At 69.7% G+C, this 23812-nt stretch carries 23 protein-coding genes; 5 read left to right on the forward strand and 18 right to left on the reverse strand.

Annotated elements, in window-relative coordinates; all coding sequences use genetic code 11:
* Positions 1-47: 47 nt before the first annotated feature.
* From BM393_RS06330 to BM393_RS06350, 5 genes are all read right to left on the reverse strand, one after another.
* Positions 48-737, reverse strand: coding sequence for a DsbA family oxidoreductase (locus BM393_RS06330; RefSeq protein ID WP_091723623.1), 690 nt, complete (start codon positions 735-737; stop codon positions 48-50).
* Between the two features lie 22 nt (positions 738-759).
* On the reverse strand, positions 760-1755 hold the full coding sequence (locus BM393_RS06335; RefSeq protein WP_091723626.1) for a succinylglutamate desuccinylase/aspartoacylase family protein: 996 nt from the start codon (positions 1753-1755) through the stop codon (positions 760-762).
* A gap of 125 nt (positions 1756-1880) precedes the next feature.
* Positions 1881-2819, reverse strand: a complete 939-nt coding sequence (locus BM393_RS06340; RefSeq protein ID WP_091723629.1) for a PIG-L deacetylase family protein — start codon at positions 2817-2819, stop codon at positions 1881-1883.
* Between the two features lie 103 nt (positions 2820-2922).
* Positions 2923-3963 carry a DMT family transporter gene (locus BM393_RS06345; protein ID WP_141225246.1) on the reverse strand — a complete coding sequence of 347 codons (1041 nt, stop codon included), beginning with the start codon at positions 3961-3963 and terminating at the stop codon, positions 2923-2925.
* A gap of 53 nt (positions 3964-4016) precedes the next feature.
* Positions 4017-5336 carry an aspartate aminotransferase family protein gene (locus tag BM393_RS06350; protein WP_091723632.1) on the reverse strand — a complete coding sequence of 440 codons (1320 nt, stop codon included), beginning with the start codon at positions 5334-5336 and terminating at the stop codon, positions 4017-4019.
* A 157-nt stretch (positions 5337-5493) separates the two neighbouring features.
* Between BM393_RS06350 and BM393_RS06355 the strand changes: the two genes are divergently transcribed.
* Positions 5494-5967, forward strand: a complete 474-nt coding sequence (locus BM393_RS06355; RefSeq protein WP_091723636.1) for an Lrp/AsnC family transcriptional regulator — start codon at positions 5494-5496, stop codon at positions 5965-5967.
* Positions 5968-5983: 16 nt separating this feature from the next.
* On the opposite strand, the gene BM393_RS06360 is transcribed toward BM393_RS06355, so the two are convergent.
* Both BM393_RS06360 and BM393_RS06365 read right to left on the reverse strand, forming a co-directional pair.
* The gene (locus BM393_RS06360; RefSeq protein ID WP_091723639.1) at positions 5984-6877 is read right to left on the reverse strand and encodes a DMT family transporter; all 894 of its coding nucleotides are present in this window, start codon (positions 6875-6877) and stop codon (positions 5984-5986) included.
* Between the two features lie 57 nt (positions 6878-6934).
* Positions 6935-7813: a ferritin-like domain-containing protein gene (locus BM393_RS06365; RefSeq protein WP_091723642.1), complete on the reverse strand. Its 879-nt coding sequence runs from the start codon at positions 7811-7813 to the stop codon at positions 6935-6937.
* Between the two features lie 29 nt (positions 7814-7842).
* Here BM393_RS06365 and BM393_RS06370 point away from each other — a divergent pair, with 29 nt between their 5' ends.
* Positions 7843-8412 (forward strand): gamma carbonic anhydrase family protein, encoded by a 570-nt coding sequence (locus BM393_RS06370; RefSeq protein ID WP_091723644.1) that lies wholly within the window; start codon positions 7843-7845, stop codon positions 8410-8412.
* Positions 8409-9389: an Hsp33 family molecular chaperone HslO gene (locus tag BM393_RS06375; RefSeq protein WP_091723647.1), complete on the forward strand. Its 981-nt coding sequence runs from the start codon at positions 8409-8411 to the stop codon at positions 9387-9389. Before BM393_RS06370 ends, BM393_RS06375 begins: the two co-directional genes overlap by 4 nt.
* Positions 9390-9392: 3 nt before the next feature.
* Here the strand turns inward: BM393_RS06375 and BM393_RS06380 are convergent, their stop codons facing one another.
* The 10 genes from BM393_RS06380 to BM393_RS06425 all read right to left on the reverse strand — a co-directional run bounded on the left by BM393_RS06380 (position 9393) and on the right by BM393_RS06425 (position 21370).
* Complete coding sequence (locus tag BM393_RS06380; RefSeq protein WP_091723650.1) at positions 9393-11162, reverse strand: bifunctional UDP-sugar hydrolase/5'-nucleotidase; 1770 nt, start codon at positions 11160-11162, stop codon at positions 9393-9395.
* Positions 11163-11265: 103 nt separating this feature from the next.
* On the reverse strand, positions 11266-11937 hold the full coding sequence (locus BM393_RS06385; protein ID WP_091723653.1) for an AAA family ATPase: 672 nt from the start codon (positions 11935-11937) through the stop codon (positions 11266-11268).
* 40 nt (positions 11938-11977) lie between these two features.
* The gene (pnuC, locus tag BM393_RS06390; RefSeq protein WP_091725116.1) at positions 11978-12643 is read right to left on the reverse strand and encodes a nicotinamide riboside transporter PnuC; all 666 of its coding nucleotides are present in this window, start codon (positions 12641-12643) and stop codon (positions 11978-11980) included.
* A gap of 29 nt (positions 12644-12672) precedes the next feature.
* Positions 12673-12942, reverse strand: a complete 270-nt coding sequence (gene ftsB / locus BM393_RS06395) for a cell division protein FtsB (RefSeq protein ID WP_091723656.1) — start codon at positions 12940-12942, stop codon at positions 12673-12675.
* Between the two features lie 182 nt (positions 12943-13124).
* A complete protein-coding gene (gene eno / locus BM393_RS06400; RefSeq protein WP_091723658.1) occupies positions 13125-14411 on the reverse strand; it encodes a phosphopyruvate hydratase in 1287 nt (428 codons plus the stop codon).
* A 179-nt stretch (positions 14412-14590) separates the two neighbouring features.
* Complete coding sequence (locus BM393_RS06405) at positions 14591-14878, reverse strand: DUF1330 domain-containing protein (RefSeq protein WP_091723661.1); 288 nt, start codon at positions 14876-14878, stop codon at positions 14591-14593.
* 71 nt (positions 14879-14949) lie between these two features.
* The gene (locus BM393_RS06410) at positions 14950-16626 is read right to left on the reverse strand and encodes a CTP synthase (protein WP_091723663.1); all 1677 of its coding nucleotides are present in this window, start codon (positions 16624-16626) and stop codon (positions 14950-14952) included.
* Positions 16627-16697: 71 nt separating this feature from the next.
* Entirely contained in the window at positions 16698-17525 is an 828-nt protein-coding gene (locus BM393_RS06415) for an alpha/beta fold hydrolase (RefSeq protein ID WP_091723666.1), read from the reverse strand.
* A gap of 44 nt (positions 17526-17569) precedes the next feature.
* A complete protein-coding gene (gene mutS, locus BM393_RS06420; RefSeq protein ID WP_254783227.1) occupies positions 17570-20170 on the reverse strand; it encodes a DNA mismatch repair protein MutS in 2601 nt (866 codons plus the stop codon).
* Positions 20171-20410: 240 nt separating this feature from the next.
* Positions 20411-21370: an inositol monophosphatase family protein gene (locus BM393_RS06425; RefSeq protein ID WP_091723668.1), complete on the reverse strand. Its 960-nt coding sequence runs from the start codon at positions 21368-21370 to the stop codon at positions 20411-20413.
* Between the two features lie 122 nt (positions 21371-21492).
* Here BM393_RS06425 and BM393_RS06430 point away from each other — a divergent pair, with 122 nt between their 5' ends.
* Both BM393_RS06430 and cysE read left to right on the forward strand, forming a co-directional pair.
* A complete protein-coding gene (locus BM393_RS06430) occupies positions 21493-22314 on the forward strand; it encodes an RNA methyltransferase (RefSeq protein ID WP_091723670.1) in 822 nt (273 codons plus the stop codon).
* A gap of 109 nt (positions 22315-22423) precedes the next feature.
* A complete protein-coding gene (gene cysE, locus BM393_RS06435) occupies positions 22424-23191 on the forward strand; it encodes a serine O-acetyltransferase (RefSeq protein ID WP_091723672.1) in 768 nt (255 codons plus the stop codon).
* A 60-nt stretch (positions 23192-23251) separates the two neighbouring features.
* Here the strand turns inward: cysE and BM393_RS06440 are convergent, their stop codons facing one another.
* On the reverse strand, positions 23252-23755 hold the full coding sequence (locus tag BM393_RS06440; protein ID WP_091723675.1) for a peptidylprolyl isomerase: 504 nt from the start codon (positions 23753-23755) through the stop codon (positions 23252-23254).
* Positions 23756-23812 lie beyond the last annotated feature (57 nt).

Below are 23812 nucleotides of genomic sequence, written 5' to 3' on the forward strand. Positions count from 1 at the left end.
TTGCGTGACGACCCGTGCGCGTGCTCCAGGACGCCGGGGCTTGCCGGTCAGGCCTGCCCCGCTTCGGCGGCGATCTGGCGCAGCGCCTGTTCGAAGGCCTCCGGCGGCTGGCCGCCCTGGATCAGGTACTTCTCGTTGATCACGACCGCCGGCACCGAGCTGATGCCGCGGCCCAGCCACAGCGATTCCGTCTGGCGCACGTCCTCGGCGAACTCGCCGCTGTCGAGGACGCGGGCGGCCTCGGCGGCGTCCAGGCCGATCTCGCGGACCGCCGCCAGCAGCGTCTCGCGGTCACCCGGATTGCGGCCATGGGTGTGATATGCGGTCAGCAGCGCCAGCTTCAGGTCGCGCTGCGCCTGCGCGGACTGCAGGCCCGCCCAGTGCAGCAGCCGGTGCGCGTCGAAGGTGTTCCAGATGCGGCTGCGCGCGCCCTCGGTGAAGGTGAATCCCACGTCGGCGCCGCGCTGGCGCAGGTGCGCCCGGATCTGCTGGCGCTGCTCGCTGGTCGAGCCGTACTTGCGGGTGAGGTGCTCCTCGATGTCCTCCCCCTCCGGGGCCATCTGGGGGTTGAGCTCGAAGGGCTGGAAGTGCAGGTCGACGGCCACGTCCGGCAGGCGGGCGAGGGCGGTCTCCAGCGACTTCAATCCCACCGCGCACCAGGGGCAGGCGACGTCGGAGACGAAGTCGATGCGCAGCGGGGGGAGGGTGGCGGCGGTGGCGGCGGGGGTATCGTTCATGCCGGCGACTCTAGCCAGAAGCTCAAGTCAACACGCGGTCGCTGGGCTTTGCCAGGTAGAACCACTCATGGCCGGGCTCGGCGTTGTTGTTGGGGAACACGATGCGGCCGCCGAAGGGCGCCAGCACCGGCGTGCCGTCGGCGCGCGTGCCGATGCGCTCGCCTTCCGCGATCGGGTCGAAGCTGGCCCACTGGCGCTCGAAGCGGTCGTCGACGCTTTCGCGGTCGATGACCTCGTAGAGTTGCAGCAGCTCGACCGGCCGCTTCGGATCGGCCGGCTCCACCGCCTCCGGCGCGACCATGCCCAGCAGCGCCAGCGTGCGCAGGATCGCCTTGAAGGCGACCTCGGGCCCCTGGGGATCGGCGTGCTGGCCGCACTCCAGCGTGATGCAGTAGCCGCCGGTGCTGCGCATGTACTCGGTGGTGCCGACGCCGTAATGCGGATCCTGCTGCAGCGCCATGCGGCGCGAGCCGTCGGCGGCCTTCTCGGCGCGGCGCTTCAGGCCGAGCGCATACGTCGAGAGCCAGCCCTCGACGATGCGCGACGTGCCCACCGCCAGCGCCAGCGCGCTCTCGGCGGCCTGGTGGCGGAAGGGCTCGAGCTCGCCGTCGTTGTCGCGCGGGCCGAGCATCGCGAAGGCCGGCCCGGGATTGTTGAAGCTGTGCAGGTCCAGCATCACGTCGCTGGCGGCGATCCAGGGGCACAGGCGATTGGCGATGCGGTCCTCGAAGTCCTGCGGGATCGGGTTCACGCGCAGGTTGCGGTTGAGGTTGCGCTCGCCCTCGCGGCGCTGCAGCCGGTGCGCCAGCGGATTGACGATGGGGATCATCGTCAGCGTGCCCTTGAGCAGCGTGAGCCGGCCCTCGTCGAACATCCGCATCACGCGCTCGATCGCGCCGACGCCGGCGACCTCGTTGCCGTGCACGGCGGCCGTCACCAGCAGCTTCGGACCGGGTTTCAGGCCGGCGAACTGGTGGACGCGGAGGTGGGTCGGGTGGTCGGTGCGGGCGTCGCTCATGGGGTGAGGGAGGGAGCTCGAAAGAGGGAAGCGCCGAGCATAGGCCCGCCGCGCGGACGCGCGTGCGCGCCGCGTATGCCGAAAGCGCGACCGGCGATGAGTTCAGGTTGGGGCGCGGACGGCGCTCAACCGCCGAGCAGCGCCTTCGCGTCGAGCGGCGTGTCGCAGGACCAGTGCGTGCTGGGCAGGTCGCTGGCGGGCGCGCCGTCGACCCAGCGCGTCAGCCGGTACAGCGTGCCGAAGGCGAAGTCCGGCGGCGCCTCGCCCGCGCCGGCGAGCAGCTCGCCGCCGCGACGCACGTTGTCGGCCATCCAGGCGGGCAGGCGCAGGTGATACGGATTGCGCGCGATCTCGCCGTGGTGGCAGGCCAGCGCGCGCACCAGCCGGGCGGTGTCGCGCTGGCCGGTCTCGATCAGCGTGGTCGGCGCCGGCTGTGTCGCCCAGAACTCGGTGTGGGCGAAGACGGTGGAGATCCGCGCCTGGGTCAGCGCCTCGGTGACCAGCAGGTGGACGCCGATGTGGGTCGGAATGCCGTCGCCCGCATGCGGCACGAGGATCAGCGCCGGCTGCTCCGCCGCCAGCAACTCGGCGACCAGCCTGACCTGTTCCTGCCACAGCGCCGTGCGCGCGGCCGCCGCTTCGGGCTTGACCTGCTCGAAGCCGTCGGCGGCCAGCAGGCGCAGGTCGAAGCCCAGCACGTCGCAGGCGGCGCCCAGTTCGGCCCAGCGCTCGGCACGGCGTTGCTGCTTGCTGCCCAGGGTCACCGCGACGTTGGTCACCCGCCAGCCGGCTTCCTGGCGCAGGCGCAGCGGCAGCGCGCCGACGATGCATTCGTCGTCCGGATGCGGCGCGAAGACCAGGATTTGCGGGGACGGATGGGCCGAGGCATCGGCAGCGCCGCGGGCGCCCGAAGGCGTCAAAGGACTGACACCGGTACGCAGTGGCTGCCCCAGGAGGGCATACCAGCTGCTGATCCAGGACTCCCAGTCCGCCTGGCTGGCGGTGGCGGCGACGACGGTCGGAAGCGGAGGCGTGAGGGCCGGGGAAGGGGCGTTCGCGTTCATCGGCGGGGATGGGCGGTTCGGAAGCGAGCGCTTCCGGCAAGTTCGATCAGCCCATCTTAGCGGGTGAATCCCTAAATGGTATTACATTGGTAGTAAAACTGGACTAAGACCGGTGGAATCCCTGGGTTCGACTGGTCTGGCGCGCCGGCCAGGTGGCGAGCATCACGCCGCCAAGCGCCAGCGCATAGGCCACCAGCTGGATGGCGTTCATGCGTTCGCCGAGGAAGACCAGTCCCACCAGCGCCGTCGACACCGGCAGGAACACCATGAAGACGCCGGCCTTGGCCGCGCTGACGTGCTGCAGGCCCTTCATCCAGAGCCAGACCGTGATGGTGCTGGCGGCGATCGCGTAGAAGAGCAGCAGGCCCCAGTCCTTCACCGCGACGGCGCCGAAGTCGAAGTCCATCGCCTGCCACAGGCCCAGCGGCGTGACCAGCACCAGGCCCCAGAGGTTGATCAGCGCGCTGATGCGGCGCGGCGGCAGGTCCGCGGTCAGGCGCTTGCCGATGACGACGTAGCTGGCCTCGCAGCACATCGCGCCGACCAGCAGCAGCGCGCCCCAGCCCGAGGTCGGCGCGCCGGCGCCGTCGCCGTGCTTGCTGAGCGCCACCAGCGCGATGCCGCCGACCGCCATCGCGATGCCGGCCAGCGTGCGCGGGGCGATGCGCTCGCGCAGGAAGAGCCAGCTCATCAGCGCGACCGTCGCCGGGATGCCGGCCATGATCACGCCGGCCACGACCGCCGAGCTGTGCTTCATCCCGAACAGCAGGCAGATCGAGAACAGGAAGTTGCCGAAGAAGGATTCGAGGAAGAGCAGCCATCGGGTGCGGCGGGAGAGCGGTGCCTCGGCCGGCCCGCGACGCAGCCACGGCAGCATGAACACCGCGGCCATGCCAAAGCGCAGGAAGGCCAGCAGGAAGACCGGAAAGACCAGCACCAGCAGCTTGGACAGCCCGACGTAGCTGCCGATCACGCTGGTGCTGGCGGCCAGGCTCAGGTAGGAGAGCCAGGGGACGTGATGGCCTGGATGGCCGGGAAGGCCGTGAGGGTCGTGTGGGCCGTGCCGGCCGTGCGGCGCGGGGCTGTCGGGCGGTGTGAGCGCCGCGGCGGGCGCGGCAGGCGTATCGGTCGTGACGCTGGACATGGGGCGGGATGATGCCCGAGGCCGCGGCGGGCGCGCCCGGCCTCGGGGCGGGGTTACTTCAGGCGTCGCAAGGCCACGCGGATCGCGTCGATCATGCGGTCCAGGTGCTCGCGCTCCGCGATCAGCGGGGGCGACAGCGCCAGGATGTCGCCCGTGGTGCGGATCAGCACGCCTTGCTGCCAGCAGTCGAGGAAGGTCTCGAAGGCGCGGCGGGTCGGCTCCCCGGCGCGCGGCGACAGCTCGACGCCGCCCACCAGCCCGAGGTTGCGCACGTCGATCACATGCGGCTCGCCGCGCAGCGCATGCAGCTGCTCGGCGAAGTAGCCCTGGAGCTCCGCGGCCCGCGTCAGCAGGCCGTCCTCGGCATAGGTGTCCAGCGTCGCCAGTCCCGCCGCGCAGGCCAGCGGATGCGCCGAGTAGGTGTAGCCGTGGAAGAACTCGATCAGGTGGTCCGGCCCGGTCATGAAGGCGTCGTGGATGCGCTGCTGCGCCAGCACCGCGCCCATCGGCACGCAGCCGTTGGTCAGGCCCTTGGCGACCGTCATCAGGTCCGGCGTCACGCCGAAGGTCTGCGCCGCGAAGGCCTGGCCGGTGCGGCCGAAGCCGGTGATGACCTCGTCGAAGATCAGCAGGATGCCGTGCCGGTCGCAGATCTCGCGCAGGCGCTGCAGGTAGCCCTGCGGCGGGATCAGCACGCCCGCCGAGCCGGCCACCGGCTCGACGATCACCGCCGCGATCGTCGACGCGTCATGCAGCGCGACCAGGCGCTCCAGGTCGTCGGCCAGTTCCGCGCCATGCGCCGGCAGGCCGACGCTGAAGGCATTGCGGACGATGTCGTGGGTATGGCGCAGGTGGTCGACGCCCGCCAGCAGCGTCCCGAACATCTTGCGGTTGGCGACCATGCCGCCCACCGACATGCCGCCGAAGTTGACGCCGTGATAACCGCGCTCGCGGCCGATCAGGCGGGTGCGCTGGCCTTCGCCGCGGGCGCGGTGGTAGGCGAGCGCGATCTTCAGCGCCGTCTCCACCGACTCCGAGCCGGAGTTGGTGAAGAACACCTTGTTCATGCCCTCGGGCGCGATGCCGGCCAGCCGCGACGCCAGCTCGAAGGCCTTGGGATGGCCCATCTGGAAGGGCGGCGCGAAGTCCAGCTCCGCCGCCTGTTCCTGGATCGCCCGCACGATGCGCGGCCGGTTGTGGCCCGCGTTCACGCACCACAGGCCGGCGACGCCGTCCAGGATCTGGCGCCCCTGGTCGTCGGTGAAGTACATGCCGTCCGCACGCGTCAGCAGGCGCGGCGACTGCTTGAACTGCCGGTTGGCGGTGAACGGCATCCAATAGGCGTCGAGGTCGGGACGGGTGGGGGTGGACATGGCGGGGCTCCCGGGGCGGCGCGTTCGGCGCGGGTGATCGATCAGGGCAGTCTAGGCAAGCCGGCGCGCAATCGGTGAGCGTTCCGGCAGCGGGTAAACCCGCGACGGCGCAATCCCATGCGGCTGCGAACGCATTTCGTCGAACACAATGCCGCCCATGCTCAAGGAAGTGCAATTGGATGCGATCGACCGCGCGATCCTCGCGGTCTTGCAGCGCGACGCGCGGATCTCCAACCAGGACCTCGCCCAGCAGGTCCACCTGTCGCCGTCGGCCTGCCTGCGGCGCGTGAAGCGGCTGGAGGACAGCGGCGTCGTCGACCGCGTCGTCGCGCTGCTCAATCCGAAGGCGATCGGCAAGCCCGGCACCAGCTGGACCATCGTCAACCTGGAGCGCATGACCCCGGCGGCGCTGGCCGAGTTCGAGCAGGCGGTGAAGGACGCGCCGGAGCTGCTCGACTGCTTCTACGTCGCCGGCACCAACGACTACCTGCTGCGCTTCGCCTACAAGGACGCCGAGGACCTGGAGCGCCTGCACACCCACGTGCTCATGCAGCTGCCGGGCGTGGCCAAGGCCAATTCGATGCTGGTGCTGCGCACGGTGAAGAAGACCAGCGCCTTTCCGCTGGACTGAGCGCGACGTCGGGCGCTCAGGCCGCGCGCGGCCGCAGCACGCGCAGCATCGGCAGCAGCTGGATCAGCAGCATCGCGCCCAGGATCAGCGCGCAGCCCAGCAGGCCGGCGGCATTGAGCCGGTCGCCCATCATCAGGTAGCCGAAGACGGCGGCGAACAGCGTCTCGGACGACAGGATGATCGCGGCGTCCGCCGCGTGGGCATAGCGCTGCGCCACCACCTGCCCGGTGAAGGCGATGCCCACCGACAGCACGCCGGTGTAGAGGATGGGCCCGGCGGCGGCCTGGATGCCGGCCCAGTTCCATGACTCGAAGGCGAGGGCCCAGGCCAGCGCCACCACGCCGCAGAACAGGAACTGGCCGCCAGCGACGGTGAACGGCGCGTTCATCCGGTCCGCGACCATGCCCACCAGCAGCACGTGCACCGCCCAGGGCAGCGCGGAGGCGATCACCCAGGCGTCGCCCAGGCCGATGTCCAGTTCATGCGCGCCCGACAGCAGGAAGGCGCCGACCAGGCAGGCCAGCGCGCCCGGCCACACCGACCAGTGCGGCAGGTGGCGCAGCAGCAGCCAGCCCAGCAGCGGCACCAGCGGCACGTACAGCGCGGTCAGGAAGCCGGCGTTGGTGACGGTCGTGTACTGGATGCCGATCTGCTGCAGCGCCGCGCCGGTGGTCAGCAGCGCGCCCAGGCCCATGATCTTCAGCGCGTCGCCGCCGCGCAGCACCGTCGCGCCGGGCGCGCGGCGTTCCCGCACGATCAGCGGCAGCACCACCAGCGCGCCGATCAGGAAGCGGATGCCGGTGAACATCATCGGCCCGATGCTCTCCATCCCGTGGGCCTGGGCGACGAAGGCCGAGCCCCAGATCATCGCGATGAGGGTCAGCAGCAGGTTGGCTTGGATGCGGGTCATGGGGCGGAGTGTCGACGATGGCGGAGGACGGGCCGGGGCGCAGCTTCGCGCCAGCCTTCATGAGCGGAGATAGGCCAGTTCTTCGTCGCTGAAGCCGGCGGCGCCGCGGGCCTCGAGGTTGAAGGGCGGGCGCAGCTTCGGGGCCTCGTGGCGCTCGACCAGCTCGGGGTAGAGCGCGACCGGATCCAGGCCGCGCTCGCGGCACAGGTGGCGGTACCAGTGGTTGCCGATGCGCACATGGCCGACCTCGTCGCGCAGGATCACGCCGAGGATCTCCACCGCGCGCGCGTCGCCGGCCTTGGCGAACTTGGCCTGCAGCGGCGGCGTCGCGTCCAGCCCGCGCGCTTCCAGCGTGCGCGGCACCAGCGCCATGCGGGCGAGCACGTCGCCGGCGGTGCGCATCGCCATCGTCCACAGGCCGTCGTGCGCGTCGAAGTCGCCATAGGCGCGGCCCAGGCCGCGCAGGTGCTCGTCGAGCAGCGTGAAGTGCAGCGCCTCCTCGGCCGCGACCCGCAGCCAGTCGAGGTAGTAGGCGCGCGGCATGTCGGGGAAGCGCCAGACGGCGTCCAGCGCCAGGTTGATCGCGTTGAACTCGATGTGCGCGATCGCGTGCAGCAGCGCCGCGCGACCTTCAGGCGTGTAGGGCGACCGCGAGGCCACCTGCAGCGCGGCCACCAGCCGGGGCCGGGCGGGACGGCCGGGGGGCTCGGTCTCCGGGACCAGGATGGCGCTGGTGTCGAGCCAGACCTCGGGCGCGAGGGCGGGGCTGGTGCCGCAGTCGGGGCTGGGGGTGATGGGCGCGCCGTCGGCGGCGGGCGAGGCGGACGGTGTGCCTGTCATGGCCGTCGCGGCGGCGTGCAGTTCGCGAGCCGCGGCCGCCTTGGCCTGCGGGTCCGCGATCAGAAGGACCTGCAGCGCGCGGGTTCGAAGTTCCATTCGTAGAATTATCCCTTTTGGAGAAACGCATGGCCGTCTACCGCCTCGGCGAGCACACGCCGGAACTCGGCGCCGGCGTCTGGGTCGCCGAGAGCGCGCAGGTCATCGGCCGCGTCACGCTCGAGGACGAGGTCAGCATCTGGTTCAACGCGGTGCTGCGCGGCGACAGCGACCACCTCACCATCGGCGCCGGCAGCAACATCCAGGACGGCAGCGTGCTGCACGCCGATGCCGGCATGCCGCTCACGCTCGGGCGCAACGTCACGGTGGGCCACCAGGTGATGCTGCATGGGTGCACCGTCGGCGACAACGCGCTGATCGGCATCGGCGCCGTGGTGCTCAACGGCGCGCGCATCGGCGCGAACTGCCTGGTGGGCGCCGGCTCGCTGGTCACCGAGGGCAAGACGTTCCCCGACGGCAGCCTGATCATGGGCTCGCCGGCCAAGGTCGTGCGCGCGCTCACCCCGCAGCAGATCCAGGGCCTGGCCATGAGCGCGGCCCATTACGTGCGCAACGGGCGGCGCTACGCCGAAGAGCTGGTTCGCATTGACGATCCGCGTTCCGCCCCCAGATCACCCGAATTCAAAGGAGTCCCATGACCACGTCGACCAAGCCCGCGCCCAGCGAGCTCCACAAGTTCCTCTTCGAAGGCCTGCCGGTGCGCGGCATGCTGGTCCGCCTGGACGAGAGCTGGAAGGAGCTGCTGGGCCGGCGCAAGGAGCCGCTGACGCCGGCGGTGCGCGACCTGCTGGGCCAGATGACGGCGGCGGGCGTGCTGATGCAGGCCAACATCAAGTTCAACGGCGCGCTGGTCTTCCAGGTGATGGGGGACGGGCCGTTGAAGCTGGCGGTGGTTGAGGTCCAGCCGGACATGAGCTTCCGCTCGACGGCCAAGACGCGCGAGGCCGTGCCGGACGACGCCACGCTGCAGCAGATGCTCAACGTCCACGGCCAGGGGCGCTGCGCGATCACGCTCGATCCCAAGGACCGCCTGCCGGGCCAGCAGCCTTACCAGGGCGTGGTGCCGCTGAGCGGGCCGGACGGCCAGCCGCTGGAAAAGCTGAGCGACGTGCTCCAGCACTACATGCGCCAGTCGGAGCAGCTCGAGAGCACGCTGGTGCTGGCGGCCAACGACCAGCTCGCGGCGGGCCTGCTGATCCAGCGCCTGCCCATCGAAGGCGAGGGCAACCTCGAGGCGGGCGCTAGTTCCGGCGTCGTGCGCGAGGAGATGGAAGAGGCCTACAACCGCATCAGCATGCTGGCCGCCACCTTGACGGCCGAGGAGCTGCTGACGCTGGACAGCGACACCATCCTGCGCCGGCTGTTCTGGGAGGAGACGGTGCGCCGCTTCGACCCGCAGTACCCGCGCTTCGCCTGCACCTGCTCGCGCGAGCGCGTCGGCCGCATGCTGCTGGGGCTGGGTCGCCAGGAAGTGGACGAGGTGCTGGCGGAGCTGGGCGGCGTCGAGATCGGCTGCGAGTTCTGCGGCAACCACTACGTCTTCGACGCGGTCGATGTCGGCGAGCTCTTCACCGACCCGCAGAACCAGGCTCCGGGCTCCAGACAGGTCCAGTGAGCTTCAGCGCGGATCCTGGTCCACGCGGATCACGCGATCCAGCGCGGTGGCCTTCACCCGCCCATTGCCCTGCGCCTTGAAGTAGGCCTCCAGGGCCTCGACGTCCATCGGCCCGGTCTGCAGGAAGCGGGCTTCGGTGAAGGTCTTGAAGCTGTCCCCACCGACCTGCAGGAAGTTGTTGATGGCGACGCGGACCTTCTGCTCGGGCGCGATCACGCGGCCGTCCAGCGTCATGCTGCCGGGCACCACGCGCGACCCGACCGGGCGGCGCTTGTCCCAGCGGTAGCTGAAGCCCTGCGAGGTCTGCAGCGGCAGCCACTTGGCGTCGCCGGCCCACCACTGTTCCTCGAGCGCCCGCTGCAGCTGGGCGCCCGACATCTCCACGACCACCAGCGCGTTCGAGAACGGCAGCGCCGCGAACAGGTCGCCGAAGGTGACGCTGTCGTCCGGACGATGGATCAGGCCGGTGCGCACGCCGCCGACGTTCTGGAAGGCGACCTGCGCGCCGCCGTTCTCCGGCGCGCGCGTCGCGGCCAGCATCGCATCGGCCACGAGCTGGCCCATCGTCGTGCCGCCGCCGTCGCCGCGGTCATCGCCTTCCTTGCTCAGCGCCTGCGCGAGGAAGCCGACCCGGCGCTCGATCAGCGGCTGCGCCACCTGCTGGTAGCTGCTGATCAGCAGGGTCTGGCGCGGGTCCCTGGCGGTCTCCGGACGCACGACCACGTTGTTGGCGCGGGCCTCCGTCAGGGTGCCGGTGGCGCGGTCCAGCGTCAGGTCGATCTCGGTGACCAGGGTGCCGTACTTGTCGCCGCTGGTGACCAGGCGGCCGTCGATGCGGCAGTTGTAGGCGCGGTGCGTGTGGCCCGACACGATCAGCCCGACGCGCTTGTCCAGCTTCTTGACGATGTCCACGATCGGCCCGGAGATCTCGGGGCAGTCGTTGATGCCGCCGCTCGGGTAACCGCCCTCGTGGATCAGCACGACGATCGCATGCACGCCCTGGCGCTCGAGTTCGGGCACCAGGCGGTTGATGGTCTCGGCTTCGTCGTCGAAACGCAGCCCGCGGATGCCGGTGGGGCTCACCAGCTCCGGCGTGCCCTTCAGCGACAGCCCGATGAAGCCCACCGGCACGCCGTCGAAGCGCTTGATCGCATAGGCGGGCAGCACCGGCTGGCCGGTCTTCTCGTCGATGGTGCTGGCGGCCAGGTACTGGTACTTCGCGCCCTTGAACTCGGTCGGGCCCTTGCAGCCGTCCTTCGGGTGGCAGCCGCCGCGCTGCTTGCGCAGCAGTTCGGTGATGCCCTGGTCGAACTCGTGGTTGCCGACCGAGGAGATGTCCAGCCCCATCAGGCCCAGCGACTCGATCGTCGATTCGTCATGGAACAGCGCCGACAGCAAGGGGCTGGCGCCGACCAGGTCACCGGCGGCCACGAACACGTGATTGGGATTCTTCGCCTTGAGTTGCGCGACCAGCGTCGCCATGCGTTCGGCGCCGCCGGCCTGCAGGGTGACCGTCTTGGCCGGATCCTGCGGGTCCGGCAGCTTGATGCCACCGGCCGGGGGCAGCAGGTTGCCGTGGAAATCGTTGATCGCCAGCACCTTGACGGCGACCGTCCCGGTGGCGGCCTTGGCCGGCGTCACCGGCGCGTCCAACGTGGGCGGCAGCGGCGCCTGGGGGGCGGTGGAACTCAGCGAGCCGCAGGCGGCGAGCAGCGCCGCGCTCAGCAGCATCGACAGCGCGCCCAGCGGGCGGCGCACGGAAGGACGGGTCATCGGGAAGGCTCCTGGGGCGCCGGATCAGAGGATCGCAAATGTTTGCGGTCCGGAACGCGGCGGATTGTGCCTCGCCGGCATGGCCCGATCGTGAGGGCCGCGTTCAGGCGCGCGGCTGGCGTTCCAGAAGGCGGGCGGCGTGCTCGCAGGCCGGGTCGTCGCAGCGTTCGCAGCGCCAGTCGCCGCCGAGCTGTTCGCCGCGCTGCAGCAGCCGGCCGAAGAGACCGTCCTCGCGACCGAGGTGCGGACGCAGCAGCGGCCCCAGCGCGTTGAGCGCCTGCCGCAGCCGCTCCGGACCGGCGCCCGACACCAGGCTGTAGCCCAGCCCCGCGTCGCGCAGCGCCCGCCGCAGCAGGCGATCGGTGGGCTGCTGCGCATGGGGGCCGTCGCGCATGCCATCGCCGACCCACGGCAGGTCCAGCGCCATCAGCAGGGTCGCATCCATGCGGGCCTGGACGCGCAGCGCGAAGGGATGGAGCGAGGTGTCGCCGAAGAGCTGCTCGCTGTAGACCGCGGTCATCAGCGGCGTGGTGTCGTGCAGGACCAGGTCGTGGTCGGCGGCGACGGCCTCGGCGCGGCGCCACTGTTCCTCGGCGATCGAGCGCTGCTCGTCAGGGCGCGGCGTGCGGCCTTCGCGCTCGCACCACTCGCGCAGGAATTCGCCCACCAGCGCGCAGCGCAGCCGTGTCTGCGACCGCAGGTGATCGAGCAGGTCCACGCCGAGCTGGCTCTTGCCGGTGCTCTCGGCGCCGACCAGGGCGATGTGCAGCGTCATGGGGGAGGGTCTGCGAGGACGGCGGCGGTCGGCCGCGGGATCAGGCGGCGACCGTCGCCGGCCGCAGCTGTCGCTGCCACGCGCGCCAGCCGGCCACCGACATCGGCACGAACACCGCGTACAGCACCACCGTCAGCCAGTAGCCCTTCAGCGCGAAGAGCCCGATGCTGACCAGATTGACCATCACCCAGACGGGCCAGTTCTCCTGGTACTTCCGGCCCAGCAGCCACTGGCCGGTGATGCTGGCCACCGTGGGGAGGGCATCCCAATAGGGGAGGGGGGAATCGGTGCGGTGCTGCAGGAACAGCCCCAGTAGCGGCCAGGCGGCCAGCGTGACCAGCAGCGCGGCGAGGCGGCCCTTGGGGCCGAGCGTGCGCACATGCAGCGTGTCGCCCTCGGCGGTGCGGCCGCGCAGCCATTGCCACCAGCCCCACAGCGCCAGCGCGGCGAAGAGCAGCTGCAGCGAGGCCTCGCCGTAGAGCTTGCCGCTCCAGAACAGCAGGAAGTAGAGCAGCGAGCTGGTCAGCGCCAGCGGCCAGGCCAGCACCTGCACCCGCATGTTGCACACGACCATCCAGATCGCGAGCACGAAGGCGACCAGCTCCAGCCAGCTGATAGGGCTGCCCAGCGCGGTGAACGCCGGCGCGAGGGCCAGGTTGAGCGATTGATCGAGGGCGGCCGACAACGGCCCGAGCAGCGCATCCATCCGCGAGAGCATGCAGGAAGTGGGGAAGTTCAGCGGCGCAGCGGGACGAAGACCTCGTCCGGCTTGACCATGCCCAGCTCCATGCGGGCCTTTTCCTCGACCATCTCGAGGCCTTCGCGCAGGTCGAGCAGTTCGGCCTGCAGCTGCGCGTTGCGGGCACGGGCCTTCTCGTTGGCCTCGGCCTGCTCGCGCAGTTCCGCGCGCAGCTGGACACCACGGGCCAGACCGCCCTTGCCGAACCAGAGCTGGGCCTGGATGGCGACAAGGAAGGCGGTGAGGACGATGGCCAGGGCTTTCACAGGCCGCGAGTGTAGCCGCCTCGCGTGGCAGCCCGTGCCCAGGCCGCCCGCGCGAGCCCCGGATTCACGGGGATCCGTGGCGTTCGCGACGCATCCGGCAATGCAAAAGGGCGAGCCCGATGGACTCGCCCTTCTTCGTCGCCAGGCGGCCGGACCCCGATGGGGTCAGGCCGCGCGCAGGCTCAGCGCAGGTTGTAGAACGCGGCGCGGCCGGGGTAGACGGCGACGTCGCCCAGGTCTTCCTCGATGCGCAGCAGCTGGTTGTACTTGGCCATGCGGTCCGAGCGCGACAGCGAGCCCGTCTTGATCTGGCCGGCGTTCAGGCCGACGGCGATGTCGGAGATGGTCGAGTCCTCGGTCTCGCCCGAGCGGTGCGAGATCACGGCCGTGTAGCCGGCGCGCTTGGCCATCTCGATGGCGGCGAAGGTCTCGGTCAGCGTGCCGATCTGGTTGATCTTGATCAGGATCGAGTTGGCGATGCCCTTGTCGATGCCTTCCTTCAGGATCTTGGTGTTGGTGACGAACAGGTCGTCGCCCACCAGCTGCACCTTGTCGCCCAGCTTCTCGGTGATGTGCTTCCAGCCGTCCCAGTCGCCTTCGGCCATGCCGTCCTCGATCGAGATGATCGGGTACTTGTCGACCCAGGTGGCCAGCATGTCGGTCCACTGCTCGGCCGTCAGCTGGATGCCGCCTTCGCCTTCCAGCACGTACTTGCCGTCCTTGTAGAACTCGCTGGCGGCGCAGTCCAGGCCCAGCGCGATCTGCTCGCCGGCGGTGTAGCCGGCCTTGTCGATCGCCTCCAGGATCATCTGGATCGCGGCTTCGTGGTTCTCGACGTTCGGGGCGAAGCCGCCTTCGTCGCCGACGGCCGTGGACATGCCCTTGGCGTCGATGATCTTCTTCAGCGCATGGAAGACCTCGGCGCCCCAGCGCAGCGCTTCGCGGAATGACGGCGCGCCCACGGGGATGATCATCAGTTCCTGCAGGTCGATCGAGTTGTTGGCGTGGGCGCCGCCGTTGATGACGTTCATCATCGGCACCGGCAGCTGGTTGCCGGCCATGCCGCCGAAGTAGCGGTACAGCGGGAGGCCCGACTCTTCCGCGGCGGCGCGCGCCACGGCCATCGACACGGCCAGCATCGCGTTGGCGCCCAGGCGGCTCTTGTTCTCGGTGCCGTCCAGGTCGATCAGGGTCTTGTCCAGGAAGGCCTGCTCGGAGGCGTCCAGGCCCAGCACGGCTTCCGAGATCTCGGTGTTGATGTGCTCGACGGCCTTGAGCACGCCCTTGCCCAGGTAGCGCGACTTGTCGCCGTCACGCAGTTCGATGGCTTCGCGCGAACCGGTCGACGCGCCCGACGGCACGGCGGCACGGCCCATCACGCCGGATTCCAGCAGCACGTCGCATTCCACGGTGGGGTTGCCGCGGCTGTCGAGGATCTCGCGGCCGACGATGTCAACAATGGCGCTCATGGGAACAGTCTCCAGAAGTGAAAAAACTCGGTCGGCGCGCATGGTGCCAGCAACGGGTTACCTGTGCTGAACAACCGGTGGCCTGAAAGGGGGACGGAAGACCCTCACCCCCGCCCTCTCCCGCAAGCGGGCGAGGGAGTCCTGCCGCGCGATGGCTGGTGCGGGGGCATGGCGAAGGGTCAGACGCCGTCGACGACGACCATGCGCATCACGCCGGCCTGCTGGCGCAGCGACTTCGCATGCTGGTAGGTCTCGGATTCGTAGAAGCGCCGGGCCGCCGTGCGGTCCGGGAACTTCAGCACGACCAGCCGGCTCGGCGTCCAGTCGCCTTCCAGCACTTCGATCGTGCCGCCGCGCACCAGGACCTCCGCGCCATGCTCCTGCATCGCCTTCGTGCTCCATTCGCGGTACTTCGCCATCTGGTCGGCGTCGGTCACGGTCACGTCGGCAATGATGAAGGCGGGCATGGGCGGTGTCTCTTTCGTCGTGGATCGGGAAGTCGCCGGAGGCGTGGCCTCAGGCCACGCGGGCGTCAGGCTCAGGCGGCCGCGGGAGCGCTGACCTCGTGGCCGACCTTGGCCTTGTGTTCCAGCGCGGCCTTGATGAAGGCGATGAACAGCGGGTGGCCGTCCCACGGCGTCGACTTGAACTCGGGGTGGAACTGCACGCCCATGTACCACGGGTGCACGTTGCGCGGCAGCTCGACGATCTCGGTCAGCTTCTCGCGCTGGGTGATCGCCGAGATCACCAGGCCGGCATCCTGCAGCTGGTCCAGGTACTGCTCGTTGGCTTCATAGCGGTGACGGTGGCGCTCGTTGACGACCGGACCGTAGATCTCGTAGGCCAGCGTGCCGGGCTTGACATCCGAGCTCTGCGCGCCCAGGCGCATCGTGCCGCCGAGGTCCGACTGCGCGGTGCGCTTCTGGATCGAGCCATCCGCGTCCTGCCATTCGTCGATCAGCGCGATCACCTTGTGCGGCGCGTCGGGTTCGAACTCGGTCGAGTTCGCACCGTCCAGCTGCGCCTTGTGGCGCGCGTACTCGATGGTCGCGACCTGCATGCCCAGGCAGATGCCGAGGTAGGGCGTCTTGTGCTCGCGGGCGTACTGGGCGGCGAGGATCTTGCCCTCGACGCCACGCTTGCCGAAGCCGCCGGGCACCAGGATCGCGTCGTACTTGTCGAGCTGCTTGACGTGCTCGGCGTCCAGCGTCTCGGAGTCGACGTATTCGATGTTGACGCGGGCATGGTTGTGGATGCCGGCGTGGCGCAGCGCCTCGTTCAGCGACTTGTAGCTGTCCGACAGGTCGGTGTACTTGCCGCACATCGCGATCGTGACTTCGGTCTTCGGGTTCTCGACCTCGTTGACCAGCATGTCCCAGCGCTTGAGGTCGGTGGACTTGGTGTTGAGCTGCAGCTTGGTGCAGATCAGCTGATCCAGGCCTTGCTCATGCAGCACGCGCGGGACCTTGTAGATCGTGTTCACGTCCCACATCGAGATCACGCCGTACTCGGGCACGTTGGTGAACAGCGAGATCTTCTCGCGCTCGTCGTCGGGCACGCGGCGGTCGGCGCGGCACAGCAGCGCGTCGGGCTGGATGCCGATCTCGCGCAGCTTCTGCACGGTGTGCTGGGTGGGCTTGGTCTTGAGCTCGCCCGCGGCGGCGATCCACGGCACGTAGGTCAGGTGCACGAACGCGACGTTCGTCGGACCCATCTTCAGGCTCATCTGGCGGGCGGCTTCCAGGAAGGGCAGCGATTCGATGTCGCCGACGGTGCCGCCGATCTCGACGATCGCCACGTCCACCGCGTCGGCGGTGCCGTGACCGGCGCCGCGACGGATGAATTCCTGCATCTCGTTGGTGATGTGCGGGATCACCTGGACGGTCTTGCCGAGGTAGTCGCCGCGGCGCTCCTTCTCCAGGACCGACATGTAGATCTGTCCGGTCGTGAAGTTGTTGGAGCGCTTCATCCGCGTGGTGATGAAACGTTCGTAGTGGCCCAGGTCCAGGTCGGTCTCGGCGCCGTCGTCGGTGACGAAGACTTCGCCGTGCTGGAACGGGGACATCGTGCCCGGATCCACGTTGATGTAGGGATCCAGCTTGATCAGGGTGACTTTGAGGCCGCGGGACTCGAGAAGGGCCGCGAGAGAGGCCGATGCGATGCCCTTGCCGAGGGAGGACACGACACCGCCGGTGACGAAGACGTACTTGGTCATTGTCTTGCAGCGCCTGATTGCGTCCGGATGCGTCGTACCGGACCTCAAAACGCCGTGGTGGTAAAGCGCGATTATAGCGACGCCGTCCTGCCCTTCATTTCGTCGATCAACTCGAGCACCAGCCGGGCCGTGTCGTCGGGACGCTCGAAGGGGTAGAGGTGGGTGCCCTCGAACCAGCGGAACAGGTCCTTGGCCAGGGCCTTGGAGCCAGCGGCCGTGGCCTGGCGCAGTTCCTCGGATTGCGTGCCCGCGACGAAGGCCACCGGGCACTTCGGCGCGTGGCGTCTGAGGATGCGCGGCAGGTTGTGCGGCAGCGTGTTGTAGATGCGGGTCTCGATCTCGCGGGTGAAGCCCAGTCGCACCTGGCCGTCGGCGTGGTCGTCGAAGCCGCTGTCGACATAGTCCTTCAGCACGCGCGGATCCCAGCGCGCGAACTTGCTTTTGGACGCGAAATGCGCATGCACGTCCTGGCGGCTGGGCCATTCGTAGCGGCGCTGGTGCGAGATCTTGCCGGGCGACACCTTCTTGATGAGGCCGGCGGACTTCGCCACCCGCAGGCTGTGCGCGCGCCATCCGTCGACGACCGGTGAATCCAGCATCACCAGCCCCTGGGCCAGCGCCGGCTTGCGACACGCCGCCAGCAGCGACAGCAGGCCGCCGAGCGAATGCCCCACCAGCATCACCGGTCCGGTCGGCTTCACCTGGTCCTGGATGAACTGCAGCAGTTCGTCGCGCAGGTGCGGCCAGTTGCTGGTGACCGGATAACGCGGGTCGTGGCCGATGCGCGGCAGCGCGTGCACGGTCCAACCCGCGTCGCGCCACACCTCGAAGAGCACGCGGTAACAGCCGGAGGGGAAGCCGTTGGCGTGCGAGAAGACGAGGGTGCGGGACGGTGCCATGGCGTGGGGCGGCGGGGCGGCGGGTCGTTGCGGCGGCCGGAGGCTCAGGCGCGCGTCGTCGCCAGCGTCTTGAGCTGGTAGAGCGCCGCGAGCGCCTCGCGCGGGCTGAGCGCGTCGGGATCCAGGTCCCGCAGCGCGTCGAGCAGCTCCGAGGGCTCCGCGGCCGAGGCGCCGCGCGCCGGCTCGGGCGGCGGGGCGAACAGGTCGATCTGCGTCTCGCCTTCGGTGGCGCGGGCCTCCAGGGCCTCGAGCGCGGCGCGGGCCTGACGCACCACCGGCGAGGGCATGCCGGCGAGGCGCGCGACCTGCACGCCGTAGCTGCGGCTGGCCGGGCCGGGCTGGATCTCGTGCAGGAAGATGATGTTCTCGCCGCTCTCGACCGCCGACACATGCATGTTGACCGCCTGCGGGTGCTTGGCCGGGAACTCGGTCAGCTCGAAGTAGTGGGTCGCGAACAGGGTGAAGGCGCGGCACTTGTCGTGCAGGTGGGTCGCGATGGCTCCGGCCAGCGCCAGGCCGTCGAAGGTCGAGGTGCCGCGGCCGATCTCGTCCATCAGCACCAGCGATTGCTCCGTGGCCGCGTGCAGGATCGCGGCGGCCTCGGTCATCTCCAGCATGAAGGTCGACTGCGCGTTGGCCAGGTCGTCGGCGGCGCCGATGCGGGTGTGGATCGCATCGATCGGCCCCAGCCGGCAGGCGGTGGCCGGCACGTAGGCGCCGATCGCCGCCAGCAGCGCGATCAGCGCGACCTGCCGCATGAAGGTGCTCTTGCCGCCCATGTTCGGGCCGGTGATGACCAGCAGCTTGGTACGCGCGTCGAGCCGGCAGTCGTTGGCCATGAACTCGCCGGCGCCAGTCTCGCGCAGTCGCGCCTCGACGACCGGGTGGCGGCCGCCCTGGATGTCGATGCAGGGATGCGAGACGAACTCGGGGCGGCACCAGTTCAGCGTGGCGGCGCGCTCGGCCAGCGCGGCGAGCACGTCCAGCGCGGCCAGCGAGCGCGCCAGCCGGCCCAGCGCCTGCATTTCCTCGGACAGCTGATCGATGACCAGCTCGTACAGCATCTTCTCGCGGGCCAGTGCGCGTTCGTTCGCCGACAGCGCCTTGTCCTCGAAGGCCTTGAGCTCCGGCGTGATGAAGCGCTCGGCGTTCTTCAGCGTCTGGCGGCGGGTGTAGTCGGCCGGGATCTTCTCCAGGCCGCTGTTGGTGACCTCGATGTAGAAGCCATGCACCTTGTTGTACTGGACGCGCAGGTTGGCGATGCCGGTGCGGGCGCGCTCGCGGGTCTCCAGCGCGATCAGGAAATCGTCGCAGTTGGTCTGGACGGCGCGCAGGTCGTCGAGCTCCTCGTCGAAGCCCTTGGCGATGACGCCGCCCTCGCGGATCAGCGCGGCCGGTTCCTCGGCGATCGCGCGCGTCAGCAGCTCGGCGATGTGCGGCGAGGCGCGCAGGCCTTCGCCCAGCTGATCCAGCAGCGCGGCGCCGGCGGGCACCGTCTGCGCCAGTTCCGGCAGGATCTGCAGCGTGGCGCGCAGGCCGGCCAGTTCGCGCGGACGCACCTGGCGCAGCGCGATGCGCGCCGCAATGCGCTCGACATCGGAAACTTGCCGCAGCGCTTCGCGCAGCGGTTCGAAGCCGGTCGTCATCAGCTCGGCGATCGCGTCCTGGCGCGCATGGGCCGTGGCGCGCTCGCGCTGGGGATGCAGCAGCCAGTGGCGCAGCGCGCGGCTGCCCATGCCGGTGCGGCAGGTGTCCAGCAGGGACAGCAGCGTCGGCGAGGTCTCGCCGCGCAGCGTCTGCGTCAGTTCCAGGTTGCGCTGGGTGGCGGGGGGCAGGTCCAGCAGGTCGGTGGCGCGCAGCACCTGCAGCCGCTTCACATGCGTCAGCGCGCGGCTGCCCTGGGTGCTCTCGGCATAGGCCAGCAGGCAGGAGGCGGCCGCATGCGCGGCGGGCAGGTCCTGGGCGTTCAGGCCTTGCAGGCTGGCCACGCCGAGCTGCGCGCAGAGCTTGCGCAGGCCCAGCGCCGCGTCGAACTGCCAGGCCTGGCGGTTGGTGATCGGCAGCCGCGCGGCGAGCACCGCCTGCGGATGCTTCTCGCGGTCGACCAGCACCTCGGCCGGCGACAGGCGCGCCAGCCACGCGCCGAGTTCGCGCTCGCCACATTGCGCCAGGCCGATCTCGCCCTGCGTCATCGACAGCCAGGCCAGGCCGATGGTCTTGCCCTGGGTCGAGAGCGACAGCAGGATCGCGTCCTGCTTGTCGGCCAGCAGCTCCGAATCGGTGATGGTGCCGGGCGTCACGACGCGCACCACCTTGCGCTCGACCGGGCCCTTGGTCGCGCCGACCTCGCCGACCTGCTCGGCGATCGCCACCGATTCGCCGAGCCGGATCAGCTTGCCCAGGTAGGACTCGAGCGCGTGCACCGGCACCCCGGCCATGACGACCGGTTCGCCGCCGCTCTGGCCGCGCGTGGTCAGCGTGACGTCCAGCAGCGCATTGGCCTTGCGGGCATCGTCGAAGAAGACCTCGTAGAAGTCCCCCATGCGATAGAACACCAGCGTGTCGGGATGCTCGGCCTTGATGCGGAAGTACTGCTGCATCATCGGCGTGTGCTGGCTGAAATCGTCGGTCGCGGCGCTGCTCATCGGAGGAGGGAAATGGACAACGCCCTCGGTGGGAGGGCGTCGCGTTGGGTGGCTGGGAAGGGAGTGTAGGGCATGGCCGCACGCGGCGAGAGAGGCAGGAGGCCATGCTAGGTCCGATGCGGCGCGGGCGGCTCGATGCACTTGCGCCAAAAGCGACAAAGCCCTCCAAGGGAGGGCTTCGCGATACTGGCGTCAGGAACGCCGCGGCGGCTGTTCAGGCCGATGGCATCGGGGATGGCGTCAGGCCTCGGCGCCGTCGTCCGACTTCTTGATCCGGACCGGGCCCCGCTTCTTGGGGGCGTCGCCTTCCGCGGCGGCCTTCTTTTTGGGGGCGGGTTTGTCGGCCGGCGTCTCGGTGGCCGCCGCGTCGGCGTCCAGGTCGTCCTGCGAGATCACGCGGGAGTAGGGCGCCAGGATCTGCACCAGCGGGCCGTAGATGCGCGGCGTGCCGGCGACGATCTCGCGCTGGTGCAGGAAGTCCGGCTCACCGGTGAAGTTGCCCACCAGGCCGCCGGCCTCGGTGATGATCAGCGAGCCCGCGGCCACGTCCCACGGGTTCAGGCCGGTCTCGAAGAAGCCGTCGTAGTGACCGGCCGCCACGTAGCAGAGGTCCAGCGCCGCGGCGCCGGGGCGGCGCACGCCGGCGACCTGCTGCGAGATCTCCTCGAACATCTTCAGGTAGCGCTTGAAGTTGTCGCCGCGGCGGAACGGGAAGCCGGTGCCGATCAGCGCATCGCTCATGCGGGTGCGCTTGGACACGCGGATGCGCTTGTCGTTGAGGAAGGCGCCGCGGCCGCGCGTCGCGTAGAACAGGTCGTTGCGGGTCGGGTCGTACACGACGGCCTGCTGCACGACGCCACGGTGCGCCAGCGCGACCGACACGCAATAGAAGGGCAGGCCGTGAATGAAGTTGGTGGTGCCGTCCAGCGGGTCGATGATCCACTGGAACTCCGAGTGCTTGGCGCCGTGTTCGCGGCCGGACTCTTCGGCCAGGATGCCGTGGTCGGGGTAGGCCTGCAGCAGCGTCTCGATGATCGCCTGCTCGGCGGCCTGGTCCACTTCGGTCACGAAGTCATTGGGCGACTTGGTGTTGATCTTCAGGATGTCCAGGTCCAGCGACGCGCGGTTGATGATCGCGCCGGCGGTACGCGCCGCCTTGATGGCGACGTTGAGCATGGGATGGAGGGCGGCTTGCGTCATGCGGGACGATTCCTGTGGAAGAAGTGGACTGGCGAAGGGAAAGAGCAAGCGCCGGACGTCGATGTCGACCAACGTCCGGCGCGGATAATGCGCGATTTTGGCACAGACTCGTGGTTTCCCCTATGCCCCCGGCTGACTCCGGCCTGAACGCAACCCCCCTGGCGTCCGATCCGACACGCTTCGTGCTGATCGAGACCAGCCATCCCGGCAACGTCGGCTCGACCGCCCGGGCGATGAAGGTGATGGGCTTCCGCGACCTGGTCCTGGTGCGTCCGCGCTTCGCGGACGTGCTCAGCCAGGAGGAGACCGTCGCGATGGCCAGCGGCGCGGCCGACATCCTCGCCCGCGCCCGCATCGTCGACCGGCTGGAGGACGCGCTGGACGGCTGCACCTTCGTCTGCGCCACCGCGATGACGCCGCGCGATTTCGGTCCGCCGACCCACCAGCCGCGCGAGCTCTTCGCGCGACTCGCCAATCCCGCCGACCCCGCCGACCCCGCCGGCCACCCCCATCGGGTGGCCTTCCTCTTCGGTTCCGAGCGCTACGGCATGAGCAACGAGGATGTCTATCGCGCGCATGCGGTGCTGTCGATCCCGACGCATCCCGACTACGGCTCGCTGAACCTGGCCCAGGCGGTGCAGCTGCTGGCCTACGACTGGCGCCAGGCGCTGGGCGGCTACGAGGTCGCGGCGCGCACCGCCGATCCGCAGCTGGCCGACGCGCGGGCGGTGCAGGGCCTGCTCACCCATCTGGAGGGCAGCCTGGTTCACCTGGGCTACCTGGATCCCGCCGCGCCGAAGAAGCTGATGCCGCGGTTGAACCAGCTCTTCAACCGCGCCGGGCTGACGCAGGAAGAGGTCCACATCCTGCGCGGCATCGCCCGTGCGATCGAGAAGACCCGCCCGGCGGCGGACACGCCCCCCGCACTCGGGGGAGACGAGTAGCCGGACGTGCTCCCCATAAGGCCTGAGGCGGGCAAGGTTGAGGCCCGCCGCTAAACTGGCCGACCCTCATCACCGAGCCCCACGCGGGCTTGCATCGGGTTCCCCCACCATGTTCCAGCGTCTTCGCGAAGACATCGCCTGCATCCTCGAACGCGACCCCGCCGCCCGCTCGGCCTGGGAGGTGCTGACCTGTTATCCGGGTCTGCATGCGCTGATGGTGCATCGCTGCGCGCACTGGTTCTGGACCCGTGGTTTCCGGTGGCTGGGGCGCTTCACCTCGCACATCGGCCGCTTCCTGACCGGCATCGAGATCCACCCCGGCGCGACCATCGGCCGGCGGGTCTTCATCGATCACGGGATGGGCATCGTCATCGGCGAGATGACCGAGATCCACGACGAGGTCACGATCTACCAGGGCGTGACCCTGGGCGGGACCTCGCTGGTGAAGGGCGCCAAGCGGCATCCGACGCTGGAGCGCGGCGTGATCGTCGGCGCCAACGCCTGCATCCTCGGCGGCTTCACGGTCGGCGAGGGCGCGCGGGTGGGTTCCGGCGCGGTCGTGACCAAGCCGGTGCCGCCGGGCGCGACGGCGGTCGGCAACCCGGCCCGGATCATCGAAGCCAAGGTCGAGGCGCAGCGCGAGGAGGCCGCGGCCCGCATGGGATTCTCGGCCTACGGCGTGACGCAGGGCGACGACCCGGTCGCGCAGGCCATGAAGGGCCTGATCGACAACGCGGCGGGGCACGAGCACCAGATCGCGCTGCTGTGGCAGGCGATCGCGAAGCTGTCGGAGGCGGAGCGCAAGGACTGCGTGCCGCAAGAGGCCCAGCAGGCCGAGAACTTCGACGCCGCCGAGCTGTCGAGATTGGTGAAGTGAGTCGCTGACGCGGCGCTCTCCAACTCCCTCTCCCCCTCGCGGGGGAGAGGGAATGAGAGATCAGTGATGGTGGCCGTGATCGCCGTGGGCGTGGCCGTGCTCGATCTCTTCCTGCGTGGCGGCGCGCACGTCCTTGACCTTGACGCTGATCTTCAGGTGCTGGCCCGCCAGCGGATGGTTGCCGTCCAGGTGCACGGTGTCGCCCTTGATCTTCACGACGGTGAAGACGTGGAATCCGTCATCCGCGGCCGGTTCCTCCTCGCCCTCCTTGGCCTGGCGGATCTGCAGCTGGCCGCCGACCTTCACGCCGGGCGGGAAGTCCTTCTTGGGGATGGTGATCAGCAGGCTTTCGTCGCGCTCGCCGAAGCCGGTCTCCGGCGTCAGTTCGATGGTGGTGGCGAAGCCCTTTTCCTGACCTTCCAGCGCGGTCTCGATGGCCGGCAGCGTGTTGCCGTAGCCGCCGATCAGCAGCGCCATCGGCTCGTCGGTCTTCTCGATGACCTGGCCGAGCTTGTTGGCGACCTTCAGCTCGACGGTGGCGATGGTGTCCTTGGTGATCTTCATGGGGTGTCGTTTCTCGTTGGGGCTTCTCGTGGAAGCGGTTGAAGCGTCGGCGGGGCA

Origin of the sequence: Mitsuaria sp. PDC51, assembly GCF_900113225.1 — a bacterium.
In the GTDB taxonomy this organism is placed as follows: Bacteria; Pseudomonadota; Gammaproteobacteria; order Burkholderiales; family Burkholderiaceae_C; genus Roseateles.

What these genes read in the sequence shown, in the direction of transcription:
- BM393_RS06350 (WP_091723632.1), bottom strand. Translation starts at nt 5,336, where the DNA reads ATGTCCACCCCCACCCGTCCCGACCTCGACGCCTATTGGATGCCGTTC.
- BM393_RS06330 (WP_091723623.1), bottom strand. Translation starts at nt 737, where the DNA reads ATGAACGATACCCCCGCCGCCACCGCCGCCACCCTCCCCCCGCTGCGC.
- BM393_RS06360 (WP_091723639.1), bottom strand. Translation starts at nt 6,877, where the DNA reads ATGACCCGCATCCAAGCCAACCTGCTGCTGACCCTCATCGCGATGATC.
- BM393_RS06410 (WP_091723663.1), bottom strand. Translation starts at nt 16,626, where the DNA reads ATGACCAAGTACGTCTTCGTCACCGGCGGTGTCGTGTCCTCCCTCGGC.
- BM393_RS06370 (WP_091723644.1), top strand. Translation starts at nt 7,843, where the DNA reads ATGGCCGTCTACCGCCTCGGCGAGCACACGCCGGAACTCGGCGCCGGC.
- cysE (WP_091723672.1), top strand. Translation starts at nt 22,424, where the DNA reads ATGTTCCAGCGTCTTCGCGAAGACATCGCCTGCATCCTCGAACGCGAC.
- BM393_RS06385 (WP_091723653.1), bottom strand. Translation starts at nt 11,937, where the DNA reads ATGACGCTGCACATCGCCCTGGTCGGCGCCGAGAGCACCGGCAAGAGC.
- BM393_RS06380 (WP_091723650.1), bottom strand. Translation starts at nt 11,162, where the DNA reads ATGACCCGTCCTTCCGTGCGCCGCCCGCTGGGCGCGCTGTCGATGCTG.
- BM393_RS06375 (WP_091723647.1), top strand. Translation starts at nt 8,409, where the DNA reads ATGACCACGTCGACCAAGCCCGCGCCCAGCGAGCTCCACAAGTTCCTC.
- BM393_RS06415 (WP_091723666.1), bottom strand. Translation starts at nt 17,525, where the DNA reads ATGGCACCGTCCCGCACCCTCGTCTTCTCGCACGCCAACGGCTTCCCC.
- pnuC (WP_091725116.1), bottom strand. Translation starts at nt 12,643, where the DNA reads ATGGATGCGCTGCTCGGGCCGTTGTCGGCCGCCCTCGATCAATCGCTC.
- BM393_RS06430 (WP_091723670.1), top strand. Translation starts at nt 21,493, where the DNA reads ATGCCCCCGGCTGACTCCGGCCTGAACGCAACCCCCCTGGCGTCCGAT.
- eno (WP_091723658.1), bottom strand. Translation starts at nt 14,411, where the DNA reads ATGAGCGCCATTGTTGACATCGTCGGCCGCGAGATCCTCGACAGCCGC.
- BM393_RS06425 (WP_091723668.1), bottom strand. Translation starts at nt 21,370, where the DNA reads ATGACGCAAGCCGCCCTCCATCCCATGCTCAACGTCGCCATCAAGGCG.
- BM393_RS06440 (WP_091723675.1), bottom strand. Translation starts at nt 23,755, where the DNA reads ATGAAGATCACCAAGGACACCATCGCCACCGTCGAGCTGAAGGTCGCC.
- BM393_RS06345 (WP_141225246.1), bottom strand. Translation starts at nt 3,963, where the DNA reads ATGTCCAGCGTCACGACCGATACGCCTGCCGCGCCCGCCGCGGCGCTC.
- BM393_RS06355 (WP_091723636.1), top strand. Translation starts at nt 5,494, where the DNA reads ATGCTCAAGGAAGTGCAATTGGATGCGATCGACCGCGCGATCCTCGCG.
- BM393_RS06340 (WP_091723629.1), bottom strand. Translation starts at nt 2,819, where the DNA reads ATGAACGCGAACGCCCCTTCCCCGGCCCTCACGCCTCCGCTTCCGACC.
- BM393_RS06405 (WP_091723661.1), bottom strand. Translation starts at nt 14,878, where the DNA reads ATGCCCGCCTTCATCATTGCCGACGTGACCGTGACCGACGCCGACCAG.
- BM393_RS06335 (WP_091723626.1), bottom strand. Translation starts at nt 1,755, where the DNA reads ATGAGCGACGCCCGCACCGACCACCCGACCCACCTCCGCGTCCACCAG.
- BM393_RS06365 (WP_091723642.1), bottom strand. Translation starts at nt 7,813, where the DNA reads ATGGAACTTCGAACCCGCGCGCTGCAGGTCCTTCTGATCGCGGACCCG.
- mutS (WP_254783227.1), bottom strand. Translation starts at nt 20,170, where the DNA reads ATGAGCAGCGCCGCGACCGACGATTTCAGCCAGCACACGCCGATGATG.